Source organism: Enterobacter cloacae complex sp. S2 (assembly GCF_015159675.1).
GTDB classification, from domain to species: domain Bacteria; phylum Pseudomonadota; class Gammaproteobacteria; order Enterobacterales; family Enterobacteriaceae; genus Enterobacter; species Enterobacter intestinihominis.
In genome coordinates this window covers 79,325-97,877 of sequence record NZ_JADDTS010000012.1, presented here as the reverse complement: position 1 = coordinate 97,877, position 18,553 = coordinate 79,325, and the positions used below count along the sequence as shown (strand labels likewise).

The following is an 18,553-nucleotide window of genomic DNA, read 5'->3' as shown; positions in this document are numbered from 1 at the left end:
CCGAGAGGGCGGCTTTTGAGGGACGTGGCCTCCGCCCGTACCCGATAAGCCGGAAGGAATATGCCGAGGGCACCGCGAAGCGGCGATTTACCGGCGGGAGCCCGGGTTGCCAGGGTGGTGGCGACTGAGCCACCCTGGCACGTTCACCGGTCATGTCGTTACAGAGTAGCAAGGAACATAAAGTGAACGGAATGACCACCACCGCCGTATGTTCCCCTCACCCTAACCCTCTCCCCGGAGGGGCGAGGGGATTGCTCAGTGCTCGCATTAATTTGTGGGGAACCCTCAGCCCACGGGGAGAGGGAATAAAGATTAGAGTCCGAGGGCGTATTTCAGTGCCTGACGCTTCAGACCACCGGCGCGCTCCGCCGCCATCAGTCCGATATTGCGCAATATCCGCACCGGACCCACGTCATTGCTGAACCCGGCATAGAACAGATCCATCCCCGACTGCATAATGAAGTTATCCGCCATACGGCGCGTCTGGTAGCGCTTCAGTACCTGATGGCTGGCCCAGGCTTCCGCGTGGGCGCGAGCGTTACCCAGCACATCCAGTAACGCATCGACGTCACGGTATCCCAGGTTAACCCCCTGCCCCGCCAGCGGATGAATGGTGTGCGCCGCGTCTCCCACCAGGGCCAGCCCTTCACGGGCATACTGCAACGCATGGCGTCGCATCAACGGGAATGCGCCAGCGGCAACCGGGGTCACGTTACCCAGACGGCGCGGGAAGTGCTGGCGGATTTCGCGCTGCAACTGATCCATGGACAGCCCCTGCAACTGTCGAATGCGCGCCGGCTTGTCGTACCACACCAGCGAAGCCCAGTTATCAAACAACGGTAAGAATGCATGCGGGCCGTTCGGCGTAAAATGCTGCCAGGTGCTTTCGCCCGGCGCGTTTTCTGACTGCACGGTGATCAGCATGCAGGACTGCTGATACTGCCAGGCATGGATCCCAATGCCTGCCATCTGCCTGACCTGCGAGTTCGCGCCATCCGCCCCCACCACCAGCTTTACGGCCAGCTCATCGTCGTTATCCAGCGTCAGGAGATATCCACCTTCATGACGATGCAGGGCTTTCAGCGAGTCCGGAACGCGCAGCGTCACCTTCGGGTGCGCCTCCAGCGCCTGCCAGAGCGCCTGCTGGAGCACGTTGTTTTCCACCATATAGCCCAGACGCGGCAGTTTCAGCTCGGCGGCGTCAAACGAGACGTGAGCATTTTCCCACTCCCAGGTTTCAAGACGGCTGTAAGGGTGCGCGCGCATCGCCAGCACCGCCTCCCAGACGCCCAGCCCGCGAAGCAGATCAACAGAGGACGCGCTGATGGCGGAAATACGCACGTCCGGTTGGCTGGAAGGATCGAATACCGGCGGAGCCGCCTGTTCAATAACGATTACGTCAAATCCCTGCTGCGCCAGCCCCAGCGCCAGTGCGCCGCCGACCATACCGCCGCCAACAACGGCAACTTCGGTGTTCAGGAGTGTCATGGTCACTATTCCTTATTGGAGAATACCTTAAGTTTACCGGATTTTTGCGGCCCTGAGGTTGACAACCTTCATACTGGTCACAACCGCACCAAAGCATTACAATACGCGGCTTGCAATCCTGAGCTGAGCAAGTCGATGACTAAAAAACTCCATATAAAAACCTGGGGCTGTCAGATGAACGAATACGATTCATCGAAGATGGCCGATCTGCTGGATACCACCCACGGATACCAGCTGACTGAAAATGCGAAAGAAGCCGATGTGCTGCTGCTGAACACCTGTTCAATTCGTGAAAAAGCACAGGAAAAAGTCTTTCATGTGTTAGGCCGCTGGAAGCTTCTCAAACGGAAAAATCCGGACCTGATCATTGGCGTGGGTGGCTGCGTCGCATCGCAGGAAGGTAAGCTGATCCGCCAGAGAGCCCCCTATGTGGATATCGTTTTTGGCCCTCAGACCCTGCACCGCCTGCCAGAGATGATTAACCAGGTTCGCGGCAGCCGTAGCCCGGTGGTTGACGTGAGTTTCCCGGAGATCGAGAAATTTGACCGTCTGCCAGAGCCGCGCGCTGATGGCCCGACCGCCTTCGTCTCCATCATGGAAGGCTGCAACAAATACTGTACTTACTGCGTGGTACCTTACACCCGCGGTGAAGAAGTGAGCCGCCCGGCAGACGATATCCTGTTTGAAATCGCGCAGCTTGCCGCGCAGGGCGTTCGCGAAGTGAACCTGCTGGGCCAGAACGTGAACGCCTGGCGCGGGGAAAACTACGACGGCACCACTGGCAGCTTTGCTGAACTGCTGCGTCTGGTGGCGGCGATTGACGGCATTGACCGCATTCGCTTTACCACCAGCCATCCGATGGAATTTACCGACGACATTATTGACGTCTATCGCGATACGCCAGAGCTGGTGAGCTTCCTGCACCTGCCGATCCAGTGCGGCTCTGACCGCGTGCTGAACCTGATGGGTCGTCCACATACGGTGCTGGAGTATAAGTCCACCATCCGCAAGCTGCGTGAAGCACGCCCGGATATCCAGATTAGCTCCGACTTTATCGTCGGCTTCCCTGGCGAAACCGCTGATGACTTCGAGCGCACCATGAAGCTCATCGGCGAGGTGAATTTCGACGTCAGCTACAGCTTCATCTTCTCAGCACGCCCGGGCACCCCAGCGGCCGATATGGTTGACGATGTGCCGGAAGAAGAGAAAAAGCAGCGTCTCTATATTTTGCAGGAGCGTATCAACCAGCAGGCCAACGCCTGGAGCCGTCGTATGCTCGGCACTGTCCAGCGTATTCTGGTGGAAGGCACTTCCCGTAAGAGCATCATGGAACTGTCCGGTCGAACCGAAAATAACCGCGTGGTGAATTTTGAAGGCACCCCGGACATGATTGGTAAGTTTGTGGACGTCGAGATTGTCGAAGTGCTCACGAACTCGCTGCGCGGGAAGGTGGTACGCACTGAGGACGAAATGGGTCTGCGTATTGCACAGACTCCGGAATCCGTTATCTCTCGCACCCGTAAAGTCAACGATTCTGGCGTAGGCATTTACCAGCCCTGATCCCTCTGGCCTGCCTGTCCGGCAGGCCTTGTATTTCCTCTCATCACCCCCAATATCTACCGCAACGCTTGCGCCTTTATTCTATGGCGTGAATAATTTCGGTAATGACCGTTTTATTACGCCGTGTGGCCACAGGTCAGTTAACCAAATAAAGAGGAACAGTTTGAACATAGATACGCGTGAAATTAGCCTTGAGCCCGCAGACAACGCTCGCCTGCTGAGCCTGTGCGGGCCGTTTGATGACAACATCAAACAACTGGAGCGACGTCTGGGTATCGAAATCAATCGTCGCGATAACCATTTCAAACTCACCGGACGCCCAATCTGCGTCAACGCCGCGGCAGATATTCTCCGCAGCCTGTATGTTGATACCGCCCCGATGCGCGGTGAGATCCAGGATATTGAACCTGAACAGATCCACCTGGCCATCAAAGAGGCGCGCGTGCTTGAGCAGAGCGCGGAAAGCGTGCCGGACTATGGCAAAGCCATCAACATTAAAACCAAACGCGGCGTGATTAAGCCTCGTACCCCGAACCAGGCACAGTACATCGCCAACATTCTCGACCATGACATCACCTTTGGCGTGGGTCCGGCGGGTACGGGTAAAACCTATCTGGCCGTTGCTGCTGCTGTCGATGCGCTTGAGCGTCAGGAGATCCGCCGTATCCTGCTGACCCGCCCTGCTGTAGAAGCCGGTGAGAAACTCGGCTTCCTGCCGGGCGATTTAAGTCAGAAAGTGGACCCCTACCTGCGCCCGCTGTACGACGCGCTGTTCGAAATGCTCGGCTTCGAGAAAGTTGAAAAGCTCATCGAACGTAACGTGATTGAAGTGGCCCCGCTGGCCTACATGCGTGGGCGTACGCTTAACGACGCGTTCATCATTCTGGATGAGAGCCAGAACACCACCATTGAACAGATGAAGATGTTTCTGACGCGTATTGGCTTTAACTCGAAAGCGGTTATTACCGGTGACGTCACTCAGATTGACCTGCCGCGTAACACCAAATCGGGTCTGCGTCACGCCATCGAAGTGCTGGCCGAGGTAGACGAAATCAGCTTCAACTTCTTCCACAGCGAAGACGTGGTACGCCACCCGGTGGTCGCGCGTATCGTTAACGCTTATGAGGCCTGGGAAGAGGCAGATCAGAAGCGCAGGGCCGAGCTGGCCGCAGAACGTAAGCGCGAAGCGCAGGAGCATGAACAGAAATGAGTCAGGTGATCCTCGATTTACAGCTGGCCTGTGAAGATAATTCCGGCATGCCAGAAGAGGCACAGTTTCAGAAATGGCTGGATGCCGTTATCCCCCAGTTTCAGGAAGAATCAGAGGTCACGATTCGCCTGGTGGATGAAGCAGAAAGCCATGAGCTCAACCTGACCTATCGCGGGAAAGATAAGCCGACCAATGTGCTCTCTTTCCCGTTCGAAGCCCCTCCGGGCATTGAGATGCCGCTGCTGGGCGATCTGATCATCTGCCGTCAGGTGGTTGAGCAGGAAGCCAAAGAGCAGCAAAAGCCGCTGGAAGCGCACTGGGCACACATGGTGGTGCACGGTAGCCTGCATCTTCTGGGTTACGACCATATTGAAGATGACGAAGCGGAAGAGATGGAATCCCTCGAGACAGAGATAATGCTTGCTCTGGGCTATGAGGATCCGTACATTGCCGAGAAAGAATAGTCAGTCACTGACTACCATGCCGCCGCGCAGGGACATAGCGCGGCGGTTAACGTTGAACTAACAAGAGAACCCTTAACAAACGCCATGAGCGACGACAATTCACACAGTAGCGACACGACAACCACTAAAAAGGGATTTTTCTCCCTCATCCTGAACCAGCTTTTCCACGGCGAACCGAAAAACCGTGACGAACTGCTGGAGCTGATTCGTGATTCCGGGCAGAACGACCTTATCGACGAAGATACGCGCGAAATGCTCGAAGGGGTGATGGACATCGCCGACCAGCGCGTCCGCGACATCATGATCCCCCGCTCGCAGATGATTACCCTGAAACGCAACCAGACGCTGGACGAGTGCCTCGATGTGATTATCGAATCGGCTCACTCACGTTTCCCGGTCATCAGCGAAGACAAAGATCACATCGAAGGGATTTTGATGGCGAAAGATCTGCTGCCGTTTATGCGCAGCGATGCCGAAGCCTTCAGTATGGAAAAAGTGTTACGTCCGGCCGTGGTTGTGCCGGAAAGTAAACGTGTGGATCGGATGCTGAAGGAGTTTCGCTCCCAGCGCTATCACATGGCGATTGTTATTGATGAATTTGGTGGCGTTTCCGGTCTGGTCACAATCGAAGACATCCTTGAGCTGATCGTGGGCGAAATCGAAGATGAATATGACGAAGAAGAGGATATCGACTTCCGTCAGCTGAGCCGCCACACGTGGACCGTGCGCGCGCTGGCCTCCATTGAAGACTTCAATGACACCTTTGGCACCAGCTTCAGCGATGAAGAAGTGGACACCATTGGTGGTCTGGTGATGCAGGCCTTCGGCCATCTTCCGGCCCGCGGTGAAACCGTTGACATCGATGGTTACCAGTTCAAGGTCGCAATGGCTGACAGCCGACGTATTATTCAGGTTCATGTCAGAATGCCGGACGACTCACCGGTGCCAAAACTGGAAGATTAATGTAAATGGCATTTGCCCCACTCTTTGAACGCCAGCGCGTCCGTTTGCTGCTGGCGCTGTTACTCGGAGCCAGCGGTACGCTGGCTTTTTCTCCTTACGATATCTGGCCAGCCGCTATTCTCTCCCTGATGGGGCTACAGGGTCTTACCCTGAACCGTCGTCCGGTACAGGCCGCGGCCATAGGCTACTTCTGGGGGCTGGGGCTGTTTGGCTCTGGTATCAACTGGGTCTACGTCAGTATCGCGCAATTTGGCGGAATGCCGGGGCCGGTTAACGTCTTCCTGGTTGTGCTGCTCGCCGCCTATCTTTCGCTCTACACTGGCCTGTTCGCCGGTATTCTATCTCGTCTGTGGCCTAAAACGACCTGGCTGCGCGTCGCGATAGCGGCTCCCGTTGTCTGGCAAATCACCGAATTTCTGCGCGGCTGGGTACTGACCGGCTTCCCGTGGTTGCAGTTCGGCTATAGCCAGGTGGACGGCCCGCTGAAAGGTCTGGCTCCCGTCATGGGCGTAGAGGCGATTAACTTCCTGCTCATGGCGGTCAGCGGCCTGCTGGTGCTGGCTCTGGTGACACGTAACTGGAAGCCGCTGGTTGCCGCGTTAATCCTGTTTGCCCTGCCTTTCCCACTGCGTTATATCCAGTGGTTCACGCTGGAGCCCGCGCGCGCCACGCAGGTATCGTTGATACAGGGCGATATCCCGCAGTCATTGAAATGGGATGAGAATCAGCTGCTGAACACGCTGAAAATCTACGCCAACGCCACTGAAAAGGTGATGGGCAAATCGCAGCTCATCATCTGGCCTGAGTCTGCGATCCCGGATCTGGAGATCAATCAGCAGCCCTTCCTGAAGATGATGGACGATCTGCTGCGCGCGCGCGGCAGTACGCTGATTACCGGAATTGTGGATGCGCGTCTCAATCAGCAGAACCGCTATGACACGTACAACACGATCATTACGCTCGGTAAGGACAGCGAATACAGCTATACCTCCACCAATCGTTACAACAAAAATCACCTTGTACCGTTTGGCGAATTTGTTCCGCTGGAGTCTATTCTGCGCCCACTGGCACCGTTCTTTGACCTGCCGATGTCCTCATTCAGCCGGGGCCCTTACGTTCAGCCGCAGCTGCATGCGCACGGTTTTGCCCTGACGGCCGCTATTTGCTACGAGATTATCCTCGGCGAGCAGGTGCGCGATAACTTCCGCCCGGACACCGACTATCTGCTGACCATCTCAAACGATGCGTGGTTCGGTAAATCGATCGGCCCGTGGCAGCACTTCCAGATGGCACGAATGCGTTCTCTGGAGCTGGCACGTCCGCTGTTGCGCAGCACCAATAACGGCATCACCGCCGTGATTGGCCCGCAGGGTGAAATCCAGGCCATGATCCCGCAGTTCACCCGTGAGGTGCTGACCACGAAAGTGACGCCAGCTACGGGCCTGACGCCTTATGCGCGCACCGGGAACTGGCCGCTGTGGATCCTGACCACGCTGTTCGGTTTTGCCGCCGTAGTGATGAGCCTGCGTCAGCGTCGTAGATAACCTGGCCTTCTGTTGCCGGGTGGCGGCTACGCCTTACCCGGCCTACTCTCCGGCGCAGCCGCCACCCGACAATTTCCTCCTAAACTTCAATTCTGGCACGCCTGTTGCTTTGTTTAATTTCGCAAACGCTGTCTGGCTTAACGTGCAACCTTGTCGCACCAGCATGGATCTCCGGTAGCACCGAAACGGTGCAACGAGAGATTATTGCCTCTGAATGGTGCGGCGCGCTTCGCAAAAATAAACAATAACGCAGCAAAATCTTTACATTAAGCCAGACTAAATGTTAACAAGCTTGCATAACACTGCACTCGCATTGCGCGAGATATAACAACATCACAATGGGTATCAAAGCGTCACTGGCGCTGATAAGAAAGGAGTTGGGTATGCAATTACGTAAACTGGCCACAGCAATGCTGGTTATGGGAATGTCTGCGGGCATCGTTCACGCTGAAGACGCTCCGGCAGCAGGAAGCACTCTCGACAAGATTGCCAAAAACGGCGTGATCGTGGTCGGCCACCGTGAATCTTCTGTCCCGTTCTCTTACTACGACAACACGCAAAAAGTCGTGGGCTATTCACAGGATTACTCCAACGCCATCGTTGAAGCCGTGAAGAAAAAGCTGAACAAACCTGACCTGCAAGTGAAGCTGATCCCCATCACTTCACAGAACCGTATTCCTCTGCTGCAAAACGGCACATTTGATTTTGAATGTGGCTCAACCACCAACAACCTTGAGCGTCAGAAACAGGCCGCTTTCTCGGACACTATCTTCGTTGTAGGCACCCGCCTGCTGACGAAGAAAGGCGGCGATATCAAAGATTTTGCTGACCTGAAAGGCAAAGCGGTTGTCGTGACCTCCGGTACCACGTCCGAAGTGCTGCTGCACAAGCTGAACGACGAGAAGAAAATGGATATGCGCATCATCAGCGCGAAAGATCACGGCGACTCCTTCCGTACCCTGGAAAGCGGTCGTGCCGTTGCGTTTATGATGGATGACGCTCTGCTGGCAGGCGAGCGCGCCAAGGCGAAGAAACCAGACAACTGGGAAATCGTCGGGACTGCGCAGTCGAAAGAAGCTTACGGCTGTATGCTGCGTAAAGGCGATGAAGGCTTCAAAAAGCTGATCGATGACACCATCGCTCAAGCGCAAACCTCTGGCGAAGCGGCAAAATGGTTCGACAAATGGTTCAAGAACCCAATTCCACCAAAAAACCTGAACATGAACTTTGAACTGTCTGACGACATGAAAGCGCTGTTCAAATCACCAAACGACAAAGCTCTTAACTAACTAGAACGACAGGGGCGGGATCTCCTGCCCTCTCGATTGTCGGGAAGCATGGACAGACTATACGTTGAGTGGTCGTTCCCCACTCAGCGCAAAAATTGAGCTTCTCACCAATCTTCGAGGGTAGCGCTGCTACCCTCTTTTTTCTGGAGTTTACTATGTCAATTGACTGGAACTGGGGCATCTTTCTGCAACAAGCCCCGTTCGGCAACACCACCTATCTCGGCTGGCTGTGGAGCGGCTTTCAGGTTACCGTTGCGTTATCGATAACGGCGTGGATTATCGCGTTTCTTGTCGGTTCGCTGTTCGGTATTCTGCGTACCGTCCCTAACCGTTTTCTCTCTTCGATTGGCACGCTCTATGTGGAACTGTTCCGTAACGTTCCGCTGATCGTGCAGTTCTTTACCTGGTATCTGGTGATCCCGGAACTGCTGCCGGAAGATCTCGGCATGTGGTTCAAGGCCGAGCTGGATCCTAACGTACAATTCTTTGTCTCCTCCATGCTGTGTCTGGGACTGTTCACCGCTGCGCGCGTCTGCGAGCAGGTGCGTGCCGCCATACAGTCACTGCCACGCGGACAAAAGAATGCGGCACTGGCGATGGGCCTGACCCTGCCACAAGCCTACCGTTACGTACTGCTGCCTAACGCTTACCGCGTCATCGTTCCGCCGATGACCTCCGAGATGATGAACCTGGTAAAAAACTCGGCCATCGCCTCAACCATTGGTCTGGTAGATATGGCGGCGCAGGCGGGCAAACTGCTGGATTACTCCGCTCACGCATGGGAATCCTTCACGGCAATCACGCTCGCCTATGTTCTGATTAACGCTTTCATCATGCTGGTGATGAACCTGGTTGAACGCAAAGTACGCCTGCCGGGCAATCTGGGGGGCAAATAATGTACGAATTTGACTGGAGTTCCATTGTTCCCTCCATGCCTTATCTGCTGGATGGACTGGCGATCACCTTAAAGATCACCGTAATCGCCATTATCGTCGGTATTGTCTGGGGCACCCTGCTGGCAGTGATGCGCCTGTCGAGCTTTAAACCGCTCGCCTGGTTTGCTACGGCTTACGTTAACGTGTTCCGCTCCATTCCACTGGTCATGGTGCTGTTGTGGTTTTACCTGATTGTTCCCGGCTTTTTACAGAACGTGCTGGGACTGTCGCCGAAAACCGATATCCGCCTGATCTCTGCCATGGTGGCATTCTCCATGTTTGAAGCCGCCTACTACTCCGAGATCATCCGCGCAGGTATTCAGAGTATCTCGCGCGGGCAGTCCAGCGCTGCGCTGGCGCTCGGTATGACGCACTGGCAGTCCATGAAGCTCATTATTCTGCCGCAGGCGTTTCGCGCCATGGTTCCGCTGCTGCTGACGCAGGGCATCGTCCTGTTCCAGGATACCTCCCTGGTCTACGTGCTGAGCCTGGCAGACTTCTTCCGTACCGCCTCCACCATTGGCGAACGTGACGGAACGCAGGTTGAGATGATCCTCTTCGCAGGCGGGGTCTATTTTGTGATTAGTTTAAGCGCATCGCTGTTGGTCAGCTGGCTGAAGAAAAGGACCGTATAATGATTTCCCTGAAAAATGTTTCTAAATGGTATGGGCACTTTCAGGTGCTGACCGACTGCTCAACAGAAGTGAAAAAAGGCGATGTGGTGGTGGTATGCGGCCCGTCCGGCTCCGGTAAGTCGACGCTTATCAAAACCGTTAATGGGCTGGAACCTGTCCAGCAGGGCGAGATTGTCGTTAACGGCACCAAAGTGAATGACCGCAAAACCAACCTTGCCCAGCTTCGCTCCCACGTTGGGATGGTGTTCCAGCATTTTGAGCTGTTCCCTCACCTCTCCATCATTGAGAACCTGACGCTGGCGCAGGTGAAAGTGCTGAAGCGCGACAAAAAAGCGGCGCGTGAAAAGGGACTGAAGTTGCTGGAACGCGTCGGGCTGTCTGCACATGCGGATAAGTTCCCTGCGCAGCTTTCAGGTGGCCAACAGCAGCGCGTGGCAATCGCGCGTGCGCTGTGCATGGATCCGGTGGCGATGCTGTTTGATGAGCCGACGTCCGCGCTCGATCCTGAGATGATCAACGAAGTGCTGGACGTTATGGTGGAACTGGCGCACGAAGGGATGACCATGATGGTGGTGACGCACGAAATGGGCTTCGCCCGTAAAGTGGCCAACCGTGTGATCTTCATGGATGAAGGGAAAATTGTTGAAGACTCACCGAAAGAAGAGTTCTTCGCAAATCCTAAATCTGAACGTGCAAAAGACTTCCTCGCCAAAATCCTGCATTAATCTTTTTAGTGCGCAATCTGTGGATTGCGCACTGCTTCACGCTTTAGATCTCTTTTTCTATTCGGCGTCACATCGCAGCGTTAACCTTGTCACAAATAATGCTAAGAATGGAGAACGCCATGGCACAGCCTATTATTCTCGACTGCGATCCGGGTCATGATGACGCAATCGCACTCGTCCTTGCTCTTGCCTCCCCTGAACTGGACGTAAAAGCTGTCACCTCCTCTGCAGGGAACCAGACGCCGGATAAAACCCTGCGAAACGTGTTGCGCATGTTAACGCTGCTAAAACGCACCGATATTCCGGTCGCAGGTGGCGCCATTAAGCCGCTAATGCGCGAGCTGATCATTGCGGATAACGTTCACGGTGAGAGTGGGCTGGATGGCCCGGCGCTGCCGGAGCCGGGTTTCGCACCACAAAACTGTACTGCCGTCGAGCTCATGGCGAAAGTTCTGCGTGAAAGCGCAGAGCCCGTGACGCTGGTGGCGACCGGCCCGCAGACCAACGTAGCGCTGCTGCTGAACAGCCATCCTGAACTGCACAGCAATATCGCCCGTATCGTCATCATGGGCGGGGCAATGGGGCTGGGGAACTGGACGCCAGCCGCGGAGTTCAACATCTTTGTTGACCCGGAAGCCGCGGAAATCGTCTTCCAGTCGGGCCTGCCGATTGTGATGGCGGGGCTGGACGTTACCCACCGCGCACAAATTATGGCGCAGGACATCGAACGATTTCGTACTGTGGGTAACCCGGTTGCAACAACCGTGGCAGAGCTGCTCGATTTCTTTATGGTGTATCACAAAGCCGAGAAGTGGGGATTCCACGGCGCCCCGCTGCATGACCCATGCACCATCGCCTGGCTACTGAAGCCGGAAATGTTTACCACGGTCGAGCGTTGGGTTGGTGTGGAAACACAGGGGAAATATACCCAGGGAATGACGGTGGTGGACTATTACTCGCTGACGGGAAACAAGCCGAATACCACAGTGATGGTGGATATCGATCGGAAAGCGTTTGTGGATTTGCTGGCGGAGAGGCTGGCTTATTATTCTGCGGCCTGATGCCCTCACCCACAGGGAGAGGGAGCAGACACTAAAAACGGCAACGACGTTGCCGTTTTGCTTTTACCTACGGCTCAAACGGCCGACGCTGGAACTGGTCGTGCCCGCATTTCGGACACAGCGACAGCACCTCCGGCGTATAAACGGCGATATGGTGGTGGCACTTCTCACACACCAGGTTCCCCAGCCCCACCACTTCGCCGCTGTGATAGACACCGTGGTGGTTTAAATCCTGGAATACCTCGCGCCACTCCAGTTGGGTTTTATCGGTAATATCCGCCAGCTCCTGCCACAGGCTCTCTTTAATTACCCGCATAAAAACACTGTCGGCGATTTCGTCCTGGCTCTCTTCATAGCTTCGCGCAAACTCTTCCAGGTCGCGGCGCACGGCGCGCGTCACCTCTTCCACTTCGGTTCGCGATAACTCACCCGTTTGCGTCACGCGTGCGCGTGCCTGTTCGACCAACGCGTCGATATCACGCTCGCCGTTACGCAGCCTTTCCGTCAGAGTCGCTACCAGTTCACGGTAAAATTGAGCAACCTTGTTCATCATTTTGCCTCCCGGGTAAGTAACTGTCTCTAATAATAGACCTTATTTCGTCGCCGCTTTGTCAGGTGAAGCACAGACCCGGTAAATTCCTGCAAAGTGCATTTGCGTGAAAGGCTGTTTTGACGCGGGCGTTTGGGCTATGCTATGCGGATCTGAATTACCACATCCATTGGCTACATTTGTAGCTGTATTGAACACAGGACCACTGGCTGCCATGCAAGAGCAATACCGCCCGGAAGAGATAGAATCAAAAGTCCAGCAACACTGGGACGAGAAGCGCACCTTTGAAGTAACCGAAGACGAGAGCAAAGAGAAGTATTACTGCCTGTCGATGCTTCCCTATCCTTCTGGTCGACTACACATGGGCCACGTGCGTAACTACACCATCGGTGACGTGATTGCACGCTACCAGCGTATGCTGGGCAAAAACGTACTTCAGCCTATCGGCTGGGATGCGTTCGGCCTGCCTGCTGAAGGCGCGGCGGTGAAAAACAACACGGCACCGGCTCCGTGGACGTACGACAACATCGCGTACATGAAAAACCAGCTGAAAATGCTGGGCTTTGGCTATGACTGGAGCCGCGAGCTGGCAACCTGTACCCCGGAATACTACCGCTGGGAGCAGAAGTTCTTCACCGAGCTGTATAAAAAAGGCCTGGTCTACAAGAAAACGTCCGCCGTTAACTGGTGCCCGAACGACCAGACCGTTCTCGCGAACGAGCAGGTTATCGATGGCTGCTGCTGGCGCTGCGACACCAAAGTTGAGCGTAAAGAGATCCCGCAGTGGTTTATCAAAATCACCGCCTACGCTGACGAACTGCTGAACGATCTGGATAATCTGGATCACTGGCCTGACACCGTTAAGACCATGCAGCGCAACTGGATCGGCCGTTCCGAAGGTGTGGAAATTACCTTTAACGTAGAAAACTACGACCAGACGCTGACCGTCTACACCACCCGTCCGGACACCTTCATGGGCGCGACCTACCTGGCCGTGGCCGCAGGTCACCCGCTGGCGCAAAAAGCGGCGGAAAACAATCCGGAGCTGGCGACCTTTATCGACGAATGCCGCAACACGAAAGTGGCCGAAGCCGACATGGCGACGATGGAGAAAAAAGGCGTTGATACCGGCTTCAAAGCGATCCACCCGCTGACGGGCGAAGCGATCCCTGTCTGGGCCGCCAACTTCGTACTGATGGAATACGGCACAGGCGCCGTGATGGCCGTGCCGGGTCACGATCAGCGCGACTACGAATTTGCCACCAAATACGGCCTGACCATCAAGCCTGTTATTCTTGCTGCTGACGGCTCTGAACCCGATCTCTCTGAGCAAGCGCTGACTGAAAAAGGCACCCTGTTTAACTCCGGTGAGTTCAGCGGCCTGAGCTTCGAAGAGGGCTTCAACGCCATCGCCGACAAACTGGCCTCCCTGGGCGTGGGCGAGCGTAAAGTCAACTACCGTCTGCGCGACTGGGGCGTTTCCCGTCAGCGTTACTGGGGTGCGCCAATCCCAATGGTGACCCTGGAAGACGGCACCGTGATGCCAACGCCGGAAGATCAGCTGCCGGTGATCCTGCCGGAAGACGTGGTCATGGACGGCATCACCAGCCCGATCAAAGCCGATCCTGAGTGGGCAAAAACCACCGTCAACGGTCAGCCAGCGCTGCGTGAAACCGACACCTTTGACACCTTTATGGAATCCTCCTGGTACTATGCGCGCTACACCTGCCCGCAGTACAAAGAAGGCATGCTGGATTCCGATGCTGCAAACTACTGGCTGCCGGTAGACATCTATATCGGTGGCATTGAACACGCCATCATGCACCTGCTCTACTTCCGCTTCTTCCACAAACTGATGCGTGACGCAGGCCTGGTCAACTCCGACGAACCGGCAAAACAGCTGCTGTGTCAGGGTATGGTGCTGGCAGATGCGTTCTACTACGTTGGCGCGAACGGTGAACGTAACTGGGTTTCTCCGGTTGATGCGATTGTGGAGCGCGACGAGAAAGGCCGTATCGTGAAGGCGAAAGACGCCGAAGGTCATGAACTGGTTTATACCGGCATGAGCAAGATGTCCAAGTCTAAAAATAACGGTATCGACCCGCAGGTGATGGTTGAGCGTTACGGCGCTGACACCGTGCGTCTGTTCATGATGTTCGCCTCCCCGGCAGATATGACGCTGGAATGGCAGGAATCCGGCGTTGAAGGGGCAAACCGCTTCCTGAAACGCGTCTGGAAACTGGTTTACGAGCACACCTCACAAGGTGATGCGCCAGCGCTGAACGTGGCTGCACTGAGCGAAGATCAGCAGGCGCTGCGTCGTGATGTTCATAAAACCATTGCGAAAGTCACCGATGATATTGGTCGTCGTCAGACCTTCAATACCGCAATTGCGGCTATTATGGAACTGATGAACAAGCTGGCAAAAGCCCCGCAGGACGGCGAGCAGGATCGCGCGTTAATGCGCGAAGCGCTGCTGGCGGTCGTTCGCATGCTGAACCCGTTCACGCCGCACGTTAGCTTCACCCTGTGGCAGGAGCTGAAAGGCGAAGGGGATATCGACAACGCGCCGTGGCCAGTGGCGGATGAATCCGCTATGGTGGAAAACACCACGCTGGTTGTGGTGCAGGTTAACGGTAAAGTGCGCGGTAAAATTACCGTCGCGGTCGACGCAACCGAAGAACAGGTTCGCGAGCGCGCAGGCCAGGAGCATCTGGTCGCGAAATACCTTGAGGGCGTTACCGTACGTAAAGTGATCTACGTACCCGGTAAACTGCTGAATCTGGTCGTTGGCTAAGCGCGGGAGGAAACGTGCGACACCTGGCAACAATACTCTTATCTCTGGCGGTGCTGGTCACCGCTGGCTGCGGCTGGCATCTGCGCAATACCACGGCAGTGCCTGCTCAGATGAAAACAATGATCTTCGACTCATCCGATCCGAATGGACCGCTGAGCCGGGCCATTCGTAACCAGCTGCGTTTGAACGATGTTGAACTGATCGAGAAGGGAACCCTGCGTCAGGATGTTCCTTCGCTTCGCGTCCTGAAATCAACGCTGGCAAAAGACACTGCGTCAATCTTCCAGGATGGGCGGACGGCGGAATATCAGATGGTACTGACCGTTAGCGCGGCTGTTCTGATACCGGGTAAAGATATTTACCCTATCAGTACCAAAGTCTACCGTTCGTTCTTCGATAACCCGCAGACGGCGCTGGCGAAAGACGCCGAAGAGCAGATTATCATCAAAGAGATGTACGATAAGGCTGCGGAGCAGCTGATCCGTAAGCTGCCTACCATTGCCGCGTCGACGAAAAAAGGCGCTGACGTCATCGAAACACCGGATGCCCGCACGCCGGATATGCCAACGTCGCTGGGTAACTGATGATCAGGTTGTATCCTGAACAACTCCGCGCGCAGCTCAACGAAGGGCTGCGCGCGGCCTATCTGCTACTCGGCAACGACCCCCTGTTACTCCAGGAAAGCCTTGATGCGGTTCGCCATGCGGCAGCCGCGCAGGGTTTCGATGAGCATCATACGTTCCAGATCGATAACAGTACCGACTGGAACGCTATCTTCTCGCTTTGTCAGGCCATGAGCCTGTTTGCCTCTCGTCAGACAATCCAGATCCTGCTGCCTGAGAATGGTCCTAACGCTGCCATCAATGAACAGCTGGCTATGCTGGTGAGTTTGTTACACGGCGATCTGCTGCTTATCGTACGCGGCAACAAACTCACAAAAGCGCAGGAAAACGCTGCCTGGTTTACCCGGCTAGCCCCCAGTGCGGTGCTTGTCTCCTGCCAGACGCCAGAGCAGGCGCATCTGCCAAAATGGGTTGCCGCGCGAGCAAAGCAGCACAATTTGCAGCTGGATGAGGCCGCCAGCCAGCTCCTTTGCTATTGCTATGAAGGCAACCTTCTGGCACTGGCGCAGGCGCTGGACAGGCTCGCCCTGCAGTGGCCCGATGGCAAGCTGACGCTACCGCGCGTGGAACAGGCGGTGAATGATGCCGCGCACTTTACTCCCTTCCACTGGGTTGATGCGCTGCTGTCGGCGAAAAGTAAGCGAGCCCTGCACATACTGCAACAGCTGCGCCTGGAAGGGAGTGAGCCGGTCATTCTGCTCCGCACGCTCCAGCGCGAATTACTGCTGCTGAACAACGTTAAACGTCAGTCGGCACATACGCCCCTGCGCGCCTTATTCGATAAACATCGCGTCTGGCAGAACCGTCGGGCGATGACCACGGAGGCGATAAACCGCCTGAGCCAGGAGCAGTTGCGTCAGGCAGTGCAACTTTTGATGCGCGCCGAACTGACGTTAAAACAGGACTACGGCCAGTCTGTCTGGGCGGAGCTGGAGAGCCTCTCTTTGCTGCTCTGCCATAAGGCGCTGGCAGACGTATTTATCGATGGGTGATATGCATTCTTTACAGGCAATGTATGGCGGGACCTTCGACCCGGTACACTATGGGCATCTTAAACCGGTAGAAATCCTCGCGAATTTGATTGGGTTGCAGCGGGTAATCATCATGCCCAACAATGTTCCTCCGCATCGTCCTCAGCCAGAAGCAACCAGCGAGCAGCGCAAAGCGATGCTCGCGCTGGCTATCGCAGATAAGCCTCTCTTCACGCTGGATGAGCGCGAATTGCGCAGGGATACCCCTTCCTGGACATCGCAAACGCTGCGGGAGTGGCGCGCTGAGCAGGGGCCCATGCAACCGCTGGCGTTTATCATCGGCCAGGATTCCTTGCTCAACTTTCCCAGCTGGTACCAGTACGAAACCATTCTGGAAAACAGTCATCTGCTGGTCTGCCGCCGTCCGGGCTACCCGTTAACCATGCGCGATGCGCAGCATCAGCAGTGGCTTGACGCGCATCTGACGGACAATATAGAAGACCTGCACAGTCTACCCGCCGGGAAAATTTACCTCGCTGAAACGCCGTGGTTTGATATTTCCGCGACCCTCATCCGCGAGCGTCTCCAGCAGGGTTTAGACTGTGACGATCTCCTGCCCTCGCCCGTGCTGGCCTATATCCACGCACACGGTTTGTATCAGAAAAGTACAGATGCCTGATCATCACCGGCGAAATTGTCTGTTAATGTTTATCCTGCCTTGACAGGCTAAGCCATACTGATATCCTCCGCTGCCAGACTTTCCCGCCGATCGCTGCTTTACAGAAATTGTTTTACAAAAATGGCGATGCAATCTCAGGCGGAGGGTGGGATGATACCCGCCTTCAAAAGCCGGGCGGTGACATTTGTCCCGCGACTGGCGTCAGTTCAGGTATACTGACTGGCCACGAATTCATAGTTGTACAATCTCATTCACCCAGGGGGAAAACTTGCAGGGTAAAGCACTCCAGGATTTTGTTATCGACAAAATTGATGACCTGAAAGGTCAGGACATCATCGCTATCGACGTTAAGGGTAAATCCAGCATCACCGACTGCATGATCATCTGCACCGGGACCTCAACTCGTCACGTTGTTTCGATTGCTGACCATGTTGTTCAGGAATCGCGCGCGGCAGGGCTGCTTCCGCTGGGCGTTGAAGGTGAAGCGACCGCTGACTGGGTGGTTGTCGATCTCGGCGATGTGATTGTCCACGTCATGCAGGAAGAGAGCCGTCGCCTGTATGAGCTGGAAAAACTCTGGGGTTAATGCGTGAAGTTGCAACTGGTCGCCGTCGGCACCAAAATGCCGGACTGGGTACAAACCGGTTTTACTGAGTATCTGCGTCGTTTCCCAAAAGATATGCCGTTCGAACTGGTGGAGATCCCAGCAGGAAAGCGCGGCAAGAACGCAGATATCAAACGTATTCTCGATAAAGAGGGAGAGCTGATGCTGGCTGCCGCAGGCAAAAACCGCATCGTGACCCTCGATATCCCGGGAAAACCCTGGGATACGCCGCAGCTGGCGCACGAACTGGAGCGCTGGAAGCAGGATGGTCGTGATGTCAGTCTGTTGATTGGCGGACCAGAGGGGTTATCTCCCGCCTGCAAAGCGGCAGCAGAACAAAGTTGGTCACTCTCGGCGCTGACGTTGCCCCACCCGCTTGTGCGGGTTCTCGTGGCAGAAAGTTTGTATCGCGCATGGAGCATCACTACCAACCACCCTTATCACCGCGAGTAATG

Annotated in this window: 18 protein-coding genes; 16 read left to right on the top strand and 2 right to left on the bottom strand. The window is 55.5% G+C overall.

Going from position 1 to position 18,553, the window contains the following annotated elements:
• Positions 1 to 312: 312 nt before the first annotated feature.
• Entirely contained in the window at positions 313 to 1,488 is a 1,176-nt protein-coding gene (ubiF, locus tag IPZ49_RS07100; RefSeq protein WP_063146993.1) for a 3-demethoxyubiquinol 3-hydroxylase, read from the bottom strand.
• Between the two features lie 135 nt (positions 1,489 to 1,623).
• Between ubiF and miaB the strand changes: the two genes are divergently transcribed.
• From miaB to rihA, 10 genes are all read left to right on the top strand, one after another.
• The gene (miaB, locus tag IPZ49_RS07095) at positions 1,624 to 3,048 is read left to right on the top strand and encodes a tRNA (N6-isopentenyl adenosine(37)-C2)-methylthiotransferase MiaB (RefSeq protein ID WP_003858672.1); all 1,425 of its coding nucleotides are present in this window, start codon (positions 1,624 to 1,626) and stop codon (positions 3,046 to 3,048) included.
• 163 nt (positions 3,049 to 3,211) lie between these two features.
• Positions 3,212 to 4,258, top strand: a complete 1,047-nt coding sequence (locus tag IPZ49_RS07090) for a PhoH family protein (RefSeq protein WP_022647440.1) — start codon at positions 3,212 to 3,214, stop codon at positions 4,256 to 4,258.
• Entirely contained in the window at positions 4,255 to 4,722 is a 468-nt protein-coding gene (gene ybeY / locus IPZ49_RS07085; protein ID WP_003858677.1) for an rRNA maturation RNase YbeY, read from the top strand. The genes IPZ49_RS07090 and ybeY overlap by 4 nt, the downstream gene beginning before the upstream one ends.
• Positions 4,723 to 4,806: 84 nt before the next feature.
• Positions 4,807 to 5,685, top strand: a complete 879-nt coding sequence (gene corC, locus IPZ49_RS07080; protein ID WP_003858679.1) for a CNNM family magnesium/cobalt transport protein CorC — start codon at positions 4,807 to 4,809, stop codon at positions 5,683 to 5,685.
• A 5-nt stretch (positions 5,686 to 5,690) separates the two neighbouring features.
• Complete coding sequence (gene lnt, locus IPZ49_RS07075; RefSeq protein WP_022647439.1) at positions 5,691 to 7,229, top strand: apolipoprotein N-acyltransferase; 1,539 nt, start codon at positions 5,691 to 5,693, stop codon at positions 7,227 to 7,229.
• Positions 7,230 to 7,612: 383 nt separating this feature from the next.
• A complete protein-coding gene (locus tag IPZ49_RS07070) occupies positions 7,613 to 8,518 on the top strand; it encodes an amino acid ABC transporter substrate-binding protein (protein ID WP_022647438.1) in 906 nt (301 codons plus the stop codon).
• A 155-nt stretch (positions 8,519 to 8,673) separates the two neighbouring features.
• Positions 8,674 to 9,414, top strand: a complete 741-nt coding sequence (gene gltJ, locus IPZ49_RS07065) for a glutamate/aspartate ABC transporter permease GltJ (RefSeq protein WP_015571133.1) — start codon at positions 8,674 to 8,676, stop codon at positions 9,412 to 9,414.
• Complete coding sequence (gene gltK / locus IPZ49_RS07060; protein WP_022647437.1) at positions 9,414 to 10,088, top strand: glutamate/aspartate ABC transporter permease GltK; 675 nt, start codon at positions 9,414 to 9,416, stop codon at positions 10,086 to 10,088. The genes gltJ and gltK overlap by 1 nt, the downstream gene beginning before the upstream one ends.
• Entirely contained in the window at positions 10,088 to 10,813 is a 726-nt protein-coding gene (locus IPZ49_RS07055; protein ID WP_006809622.1) for an amino acid ABC transporter ATP-binding protein, read from the top strand. The genes gltK and IPZ49_RS07055 overlap by 1 nt, the downstream gene beginning before the upstream one ends.
• A gap of 119 nt (positions 10,814 to 10,932) precedes the next feature.
• Complete coding sequence (gene rihA, locus IPZ49_RS07050) at positions 10,933 to 11,874, top strand: pyrimidine-specific ribonucleoside hydrolase RihA (RefSeq protein ID WP_058677429.1); 942 nt, start codon at positions 10,933 to 10,935, stop codon at positions 11,872 to 11,874.
• A gap of 67 nt (positions 11,875 to 11,941) precedes the next feature.
• Here rihA and IPZ49_RS07045 read toward each other — a convergent pair whose 3' ends face one another.
• Positions 11,942 to 12,424 (bottom strand): zinc ribbon-containing protein, encoded by a 483-nt coding sequence (locus tag IPZ49_RS07045; protein ID WP_032621827.1) that lies wholly within the window; start codon positions 12,422 to 12,424, stop codon positions 11,942 to 11,944.
• Positions 12,425 to 12,638: 214 nt separating this feature from the next.
• On the opposite strand from IPZ49_RS07045, the gene leuS reads away from it, so the two are divergent.
• From leuS to rlmH, 6 genes are all read left to right on the top strand, one after another.
• A complete protein-coding gene (gene leuS / locus IPZ49_RS07040; protein WP_015571136.1) occupies positions 12,639 to 15,221 on the top strand; it encodes a leucine--tRNA ligase in 2,583 nt (860 codons plus the stop codon).
• A 14-nt stretch (positions 15,222 to 15,235) separates the two neighbouring features.
• Positions 15,236 to 15,805 carry an LPS assembly lipoprotein LptE gene (gene lptE / locus IPZ49_RS07035; RefSeq protein ID WP_058677430.1) on the top strand — a complete coding sequence of 190 codons (570 nt, stop codon included), beginning with the start codon at positions 15,236 to 15,238 and terminating at the stop codon, positions 15,803 to 15,805.
• Positions 15,805 to 16,836 (top strand): DNA polymerase III subunit delta, encoded by a 1,032-nt coding sequence (gene holA / locus IPZ49_RS07030; RefSeq protein ID WP_063146994.1) that lies wholly within the window; start codon positions 15,805 to 15,807, stop codon positions 16,834 to 16,836. Before lptE ends, holA begins: the two co-directional genes overlap by 1 nt.
• Positions 16,829 to 17,494 carry a nicotinate-nucleotide adenylyltransferase gene (gene nadD, locus IPZ49_RS07025; protein WP_023299589.1) on the top strand — a complete coding sequence of 222 codons (666 nt, stop codon included), beginning with the start codon at positions 16,829 to 16,831 and terminating at the stop codon, positions 17,492 to 17,494. The genes holA and nadD overlap by 8 nt, the downstream gene beginning before the upstream one ends.
• 268 nt (positions 17,495 to 17,762) lie before the next feature.
• Complete coding sequence (gene rsfS, locus IPZ49_RS07020; protein ID WP_003858696.1) at positions 17,763 to 18,080, top strand: ribosome silencing factor; 318 nt, start codon at positions 17,763 to 17,765, stop codon at positions 18,078 to 18,080.
• Positions 18,081 to 18,083: 3 nt separating this feature from the next.
• The gene (gene rlmH, locus IPZ49_RS07015; protein WP_003858701.1) at positions 18,084 to 18,551 is read left to right on the top strand and encodes a 23S rRNA (pseudouridine(1915)-N(3))-methyltransferase RlmH; all 468 of its coding nucleotides are present in this window, start codon (positions 18,084 to 18,086) and stop codon (positions 18,549 to 18,551) included.
• Positions 18,552 to 18,553 lie beyond the last annotated feature (2 nt).

What these genes read in the sequence shown, in the direction of transcription:
- IPZ49_RS07045 (WP_032621827.1), bottom strand. Translation starts at nt 12,424, where the DNA reads ATGAACAAGGTTGCTCAATTTTACCGTGAACTGGTAGCGACTCTGACG.
- IPZ49_RS07070 (WP_022647438.1), top strand. Translation starts at nt 7,613, where the DNA reads ATGCAATTACGTAAACTGGCCACAGCAATGCTGGTTATGGGAATGTCT.
- miaB (WP_003858672.1), top strand. Translation starts at nt 1,624, where the DNA reads ATGACTAAAAAACTCCATATAAAAACCTGGGGCTGTCAGATGAACGAA.
- ubiF (WP_063146993.1), bottom strand. Translation starts at nt 1,488, where the DNA reads ATGACACTCCTGAACACCGAAGTTGCCGTTGTTGGCGGCGGTATGGTC.
- leuS (WP_015571136.1), top strand. Translation starts at nt 12,639, where the DNA reads ATGCAAGAGCAATACCGCCCGGAAGAGATAGAATCAAAAGTCCAGCAA.
- corC (WP_003858679.1), top strand. Translation starts at nt 4,807, where the DNA reads ATGAGCGACGACAATTCACACAGTAGCGACACGACAACCACTAAAAAG.
- holA (WP_063146994.1), top strand. Translation starts at nt 15,805, where the DNA reads ATGATCAGGTTGTATCCTGAACAACTCCGCGCGCAGCTCAACGAAGGG.
- IPZ49_RS07055 (WP_006809622.1), top strand. Translation starts at nt 10,088, where the DNA reads ATGATTTCCCTGAAAAATGTTTCTAAATGGTATGGGCACTTTCAGGTG.
- gltK (WP_022647437.1), top strand. Translation starts at nt 9,414, where the DNA reads ATGTACGAATTTGACTGGAGTTCCATTGTTCCCTCCATGCCTTATCTG.
- nadD (WP_023299589.1), top strand. Translation starts at nt 16,829, where the DNA reads ATGGGTGATATGCATTCTTTACAGGCAATGTATGGCGGGACCTTCGAC.
- lnt (WP_022647439.1), top strand. Translation starts at nt 5,691, where the DNA reads ATGGCATTTGCCCCACTCTTTGAACGCCAGCGCGTCCGTTTGCTGCTG.
- gltJ (WP_015571133.1), top strand. Translation starts at nt 8,674, where the DNA reads ATGTCAATTGACTGGAACTGGGGCATCTTTCTGCAACAAGCCCCGTTC.
- rihA (WP_058677429.1), top strand. Translation starts at nt 10,933, where the DNA reads ATGGCACAGCCTATTATTCTCGACTGCGATCCGGGTCATGATGACGCA.
- ybeY (WP_003858677.1), top strand. Translation starts at nt 4,255, where the DNA reads ATGAGTCAGGTGATCCTCGATTTACAGCTGGCCTGTGAAGATAATTCC.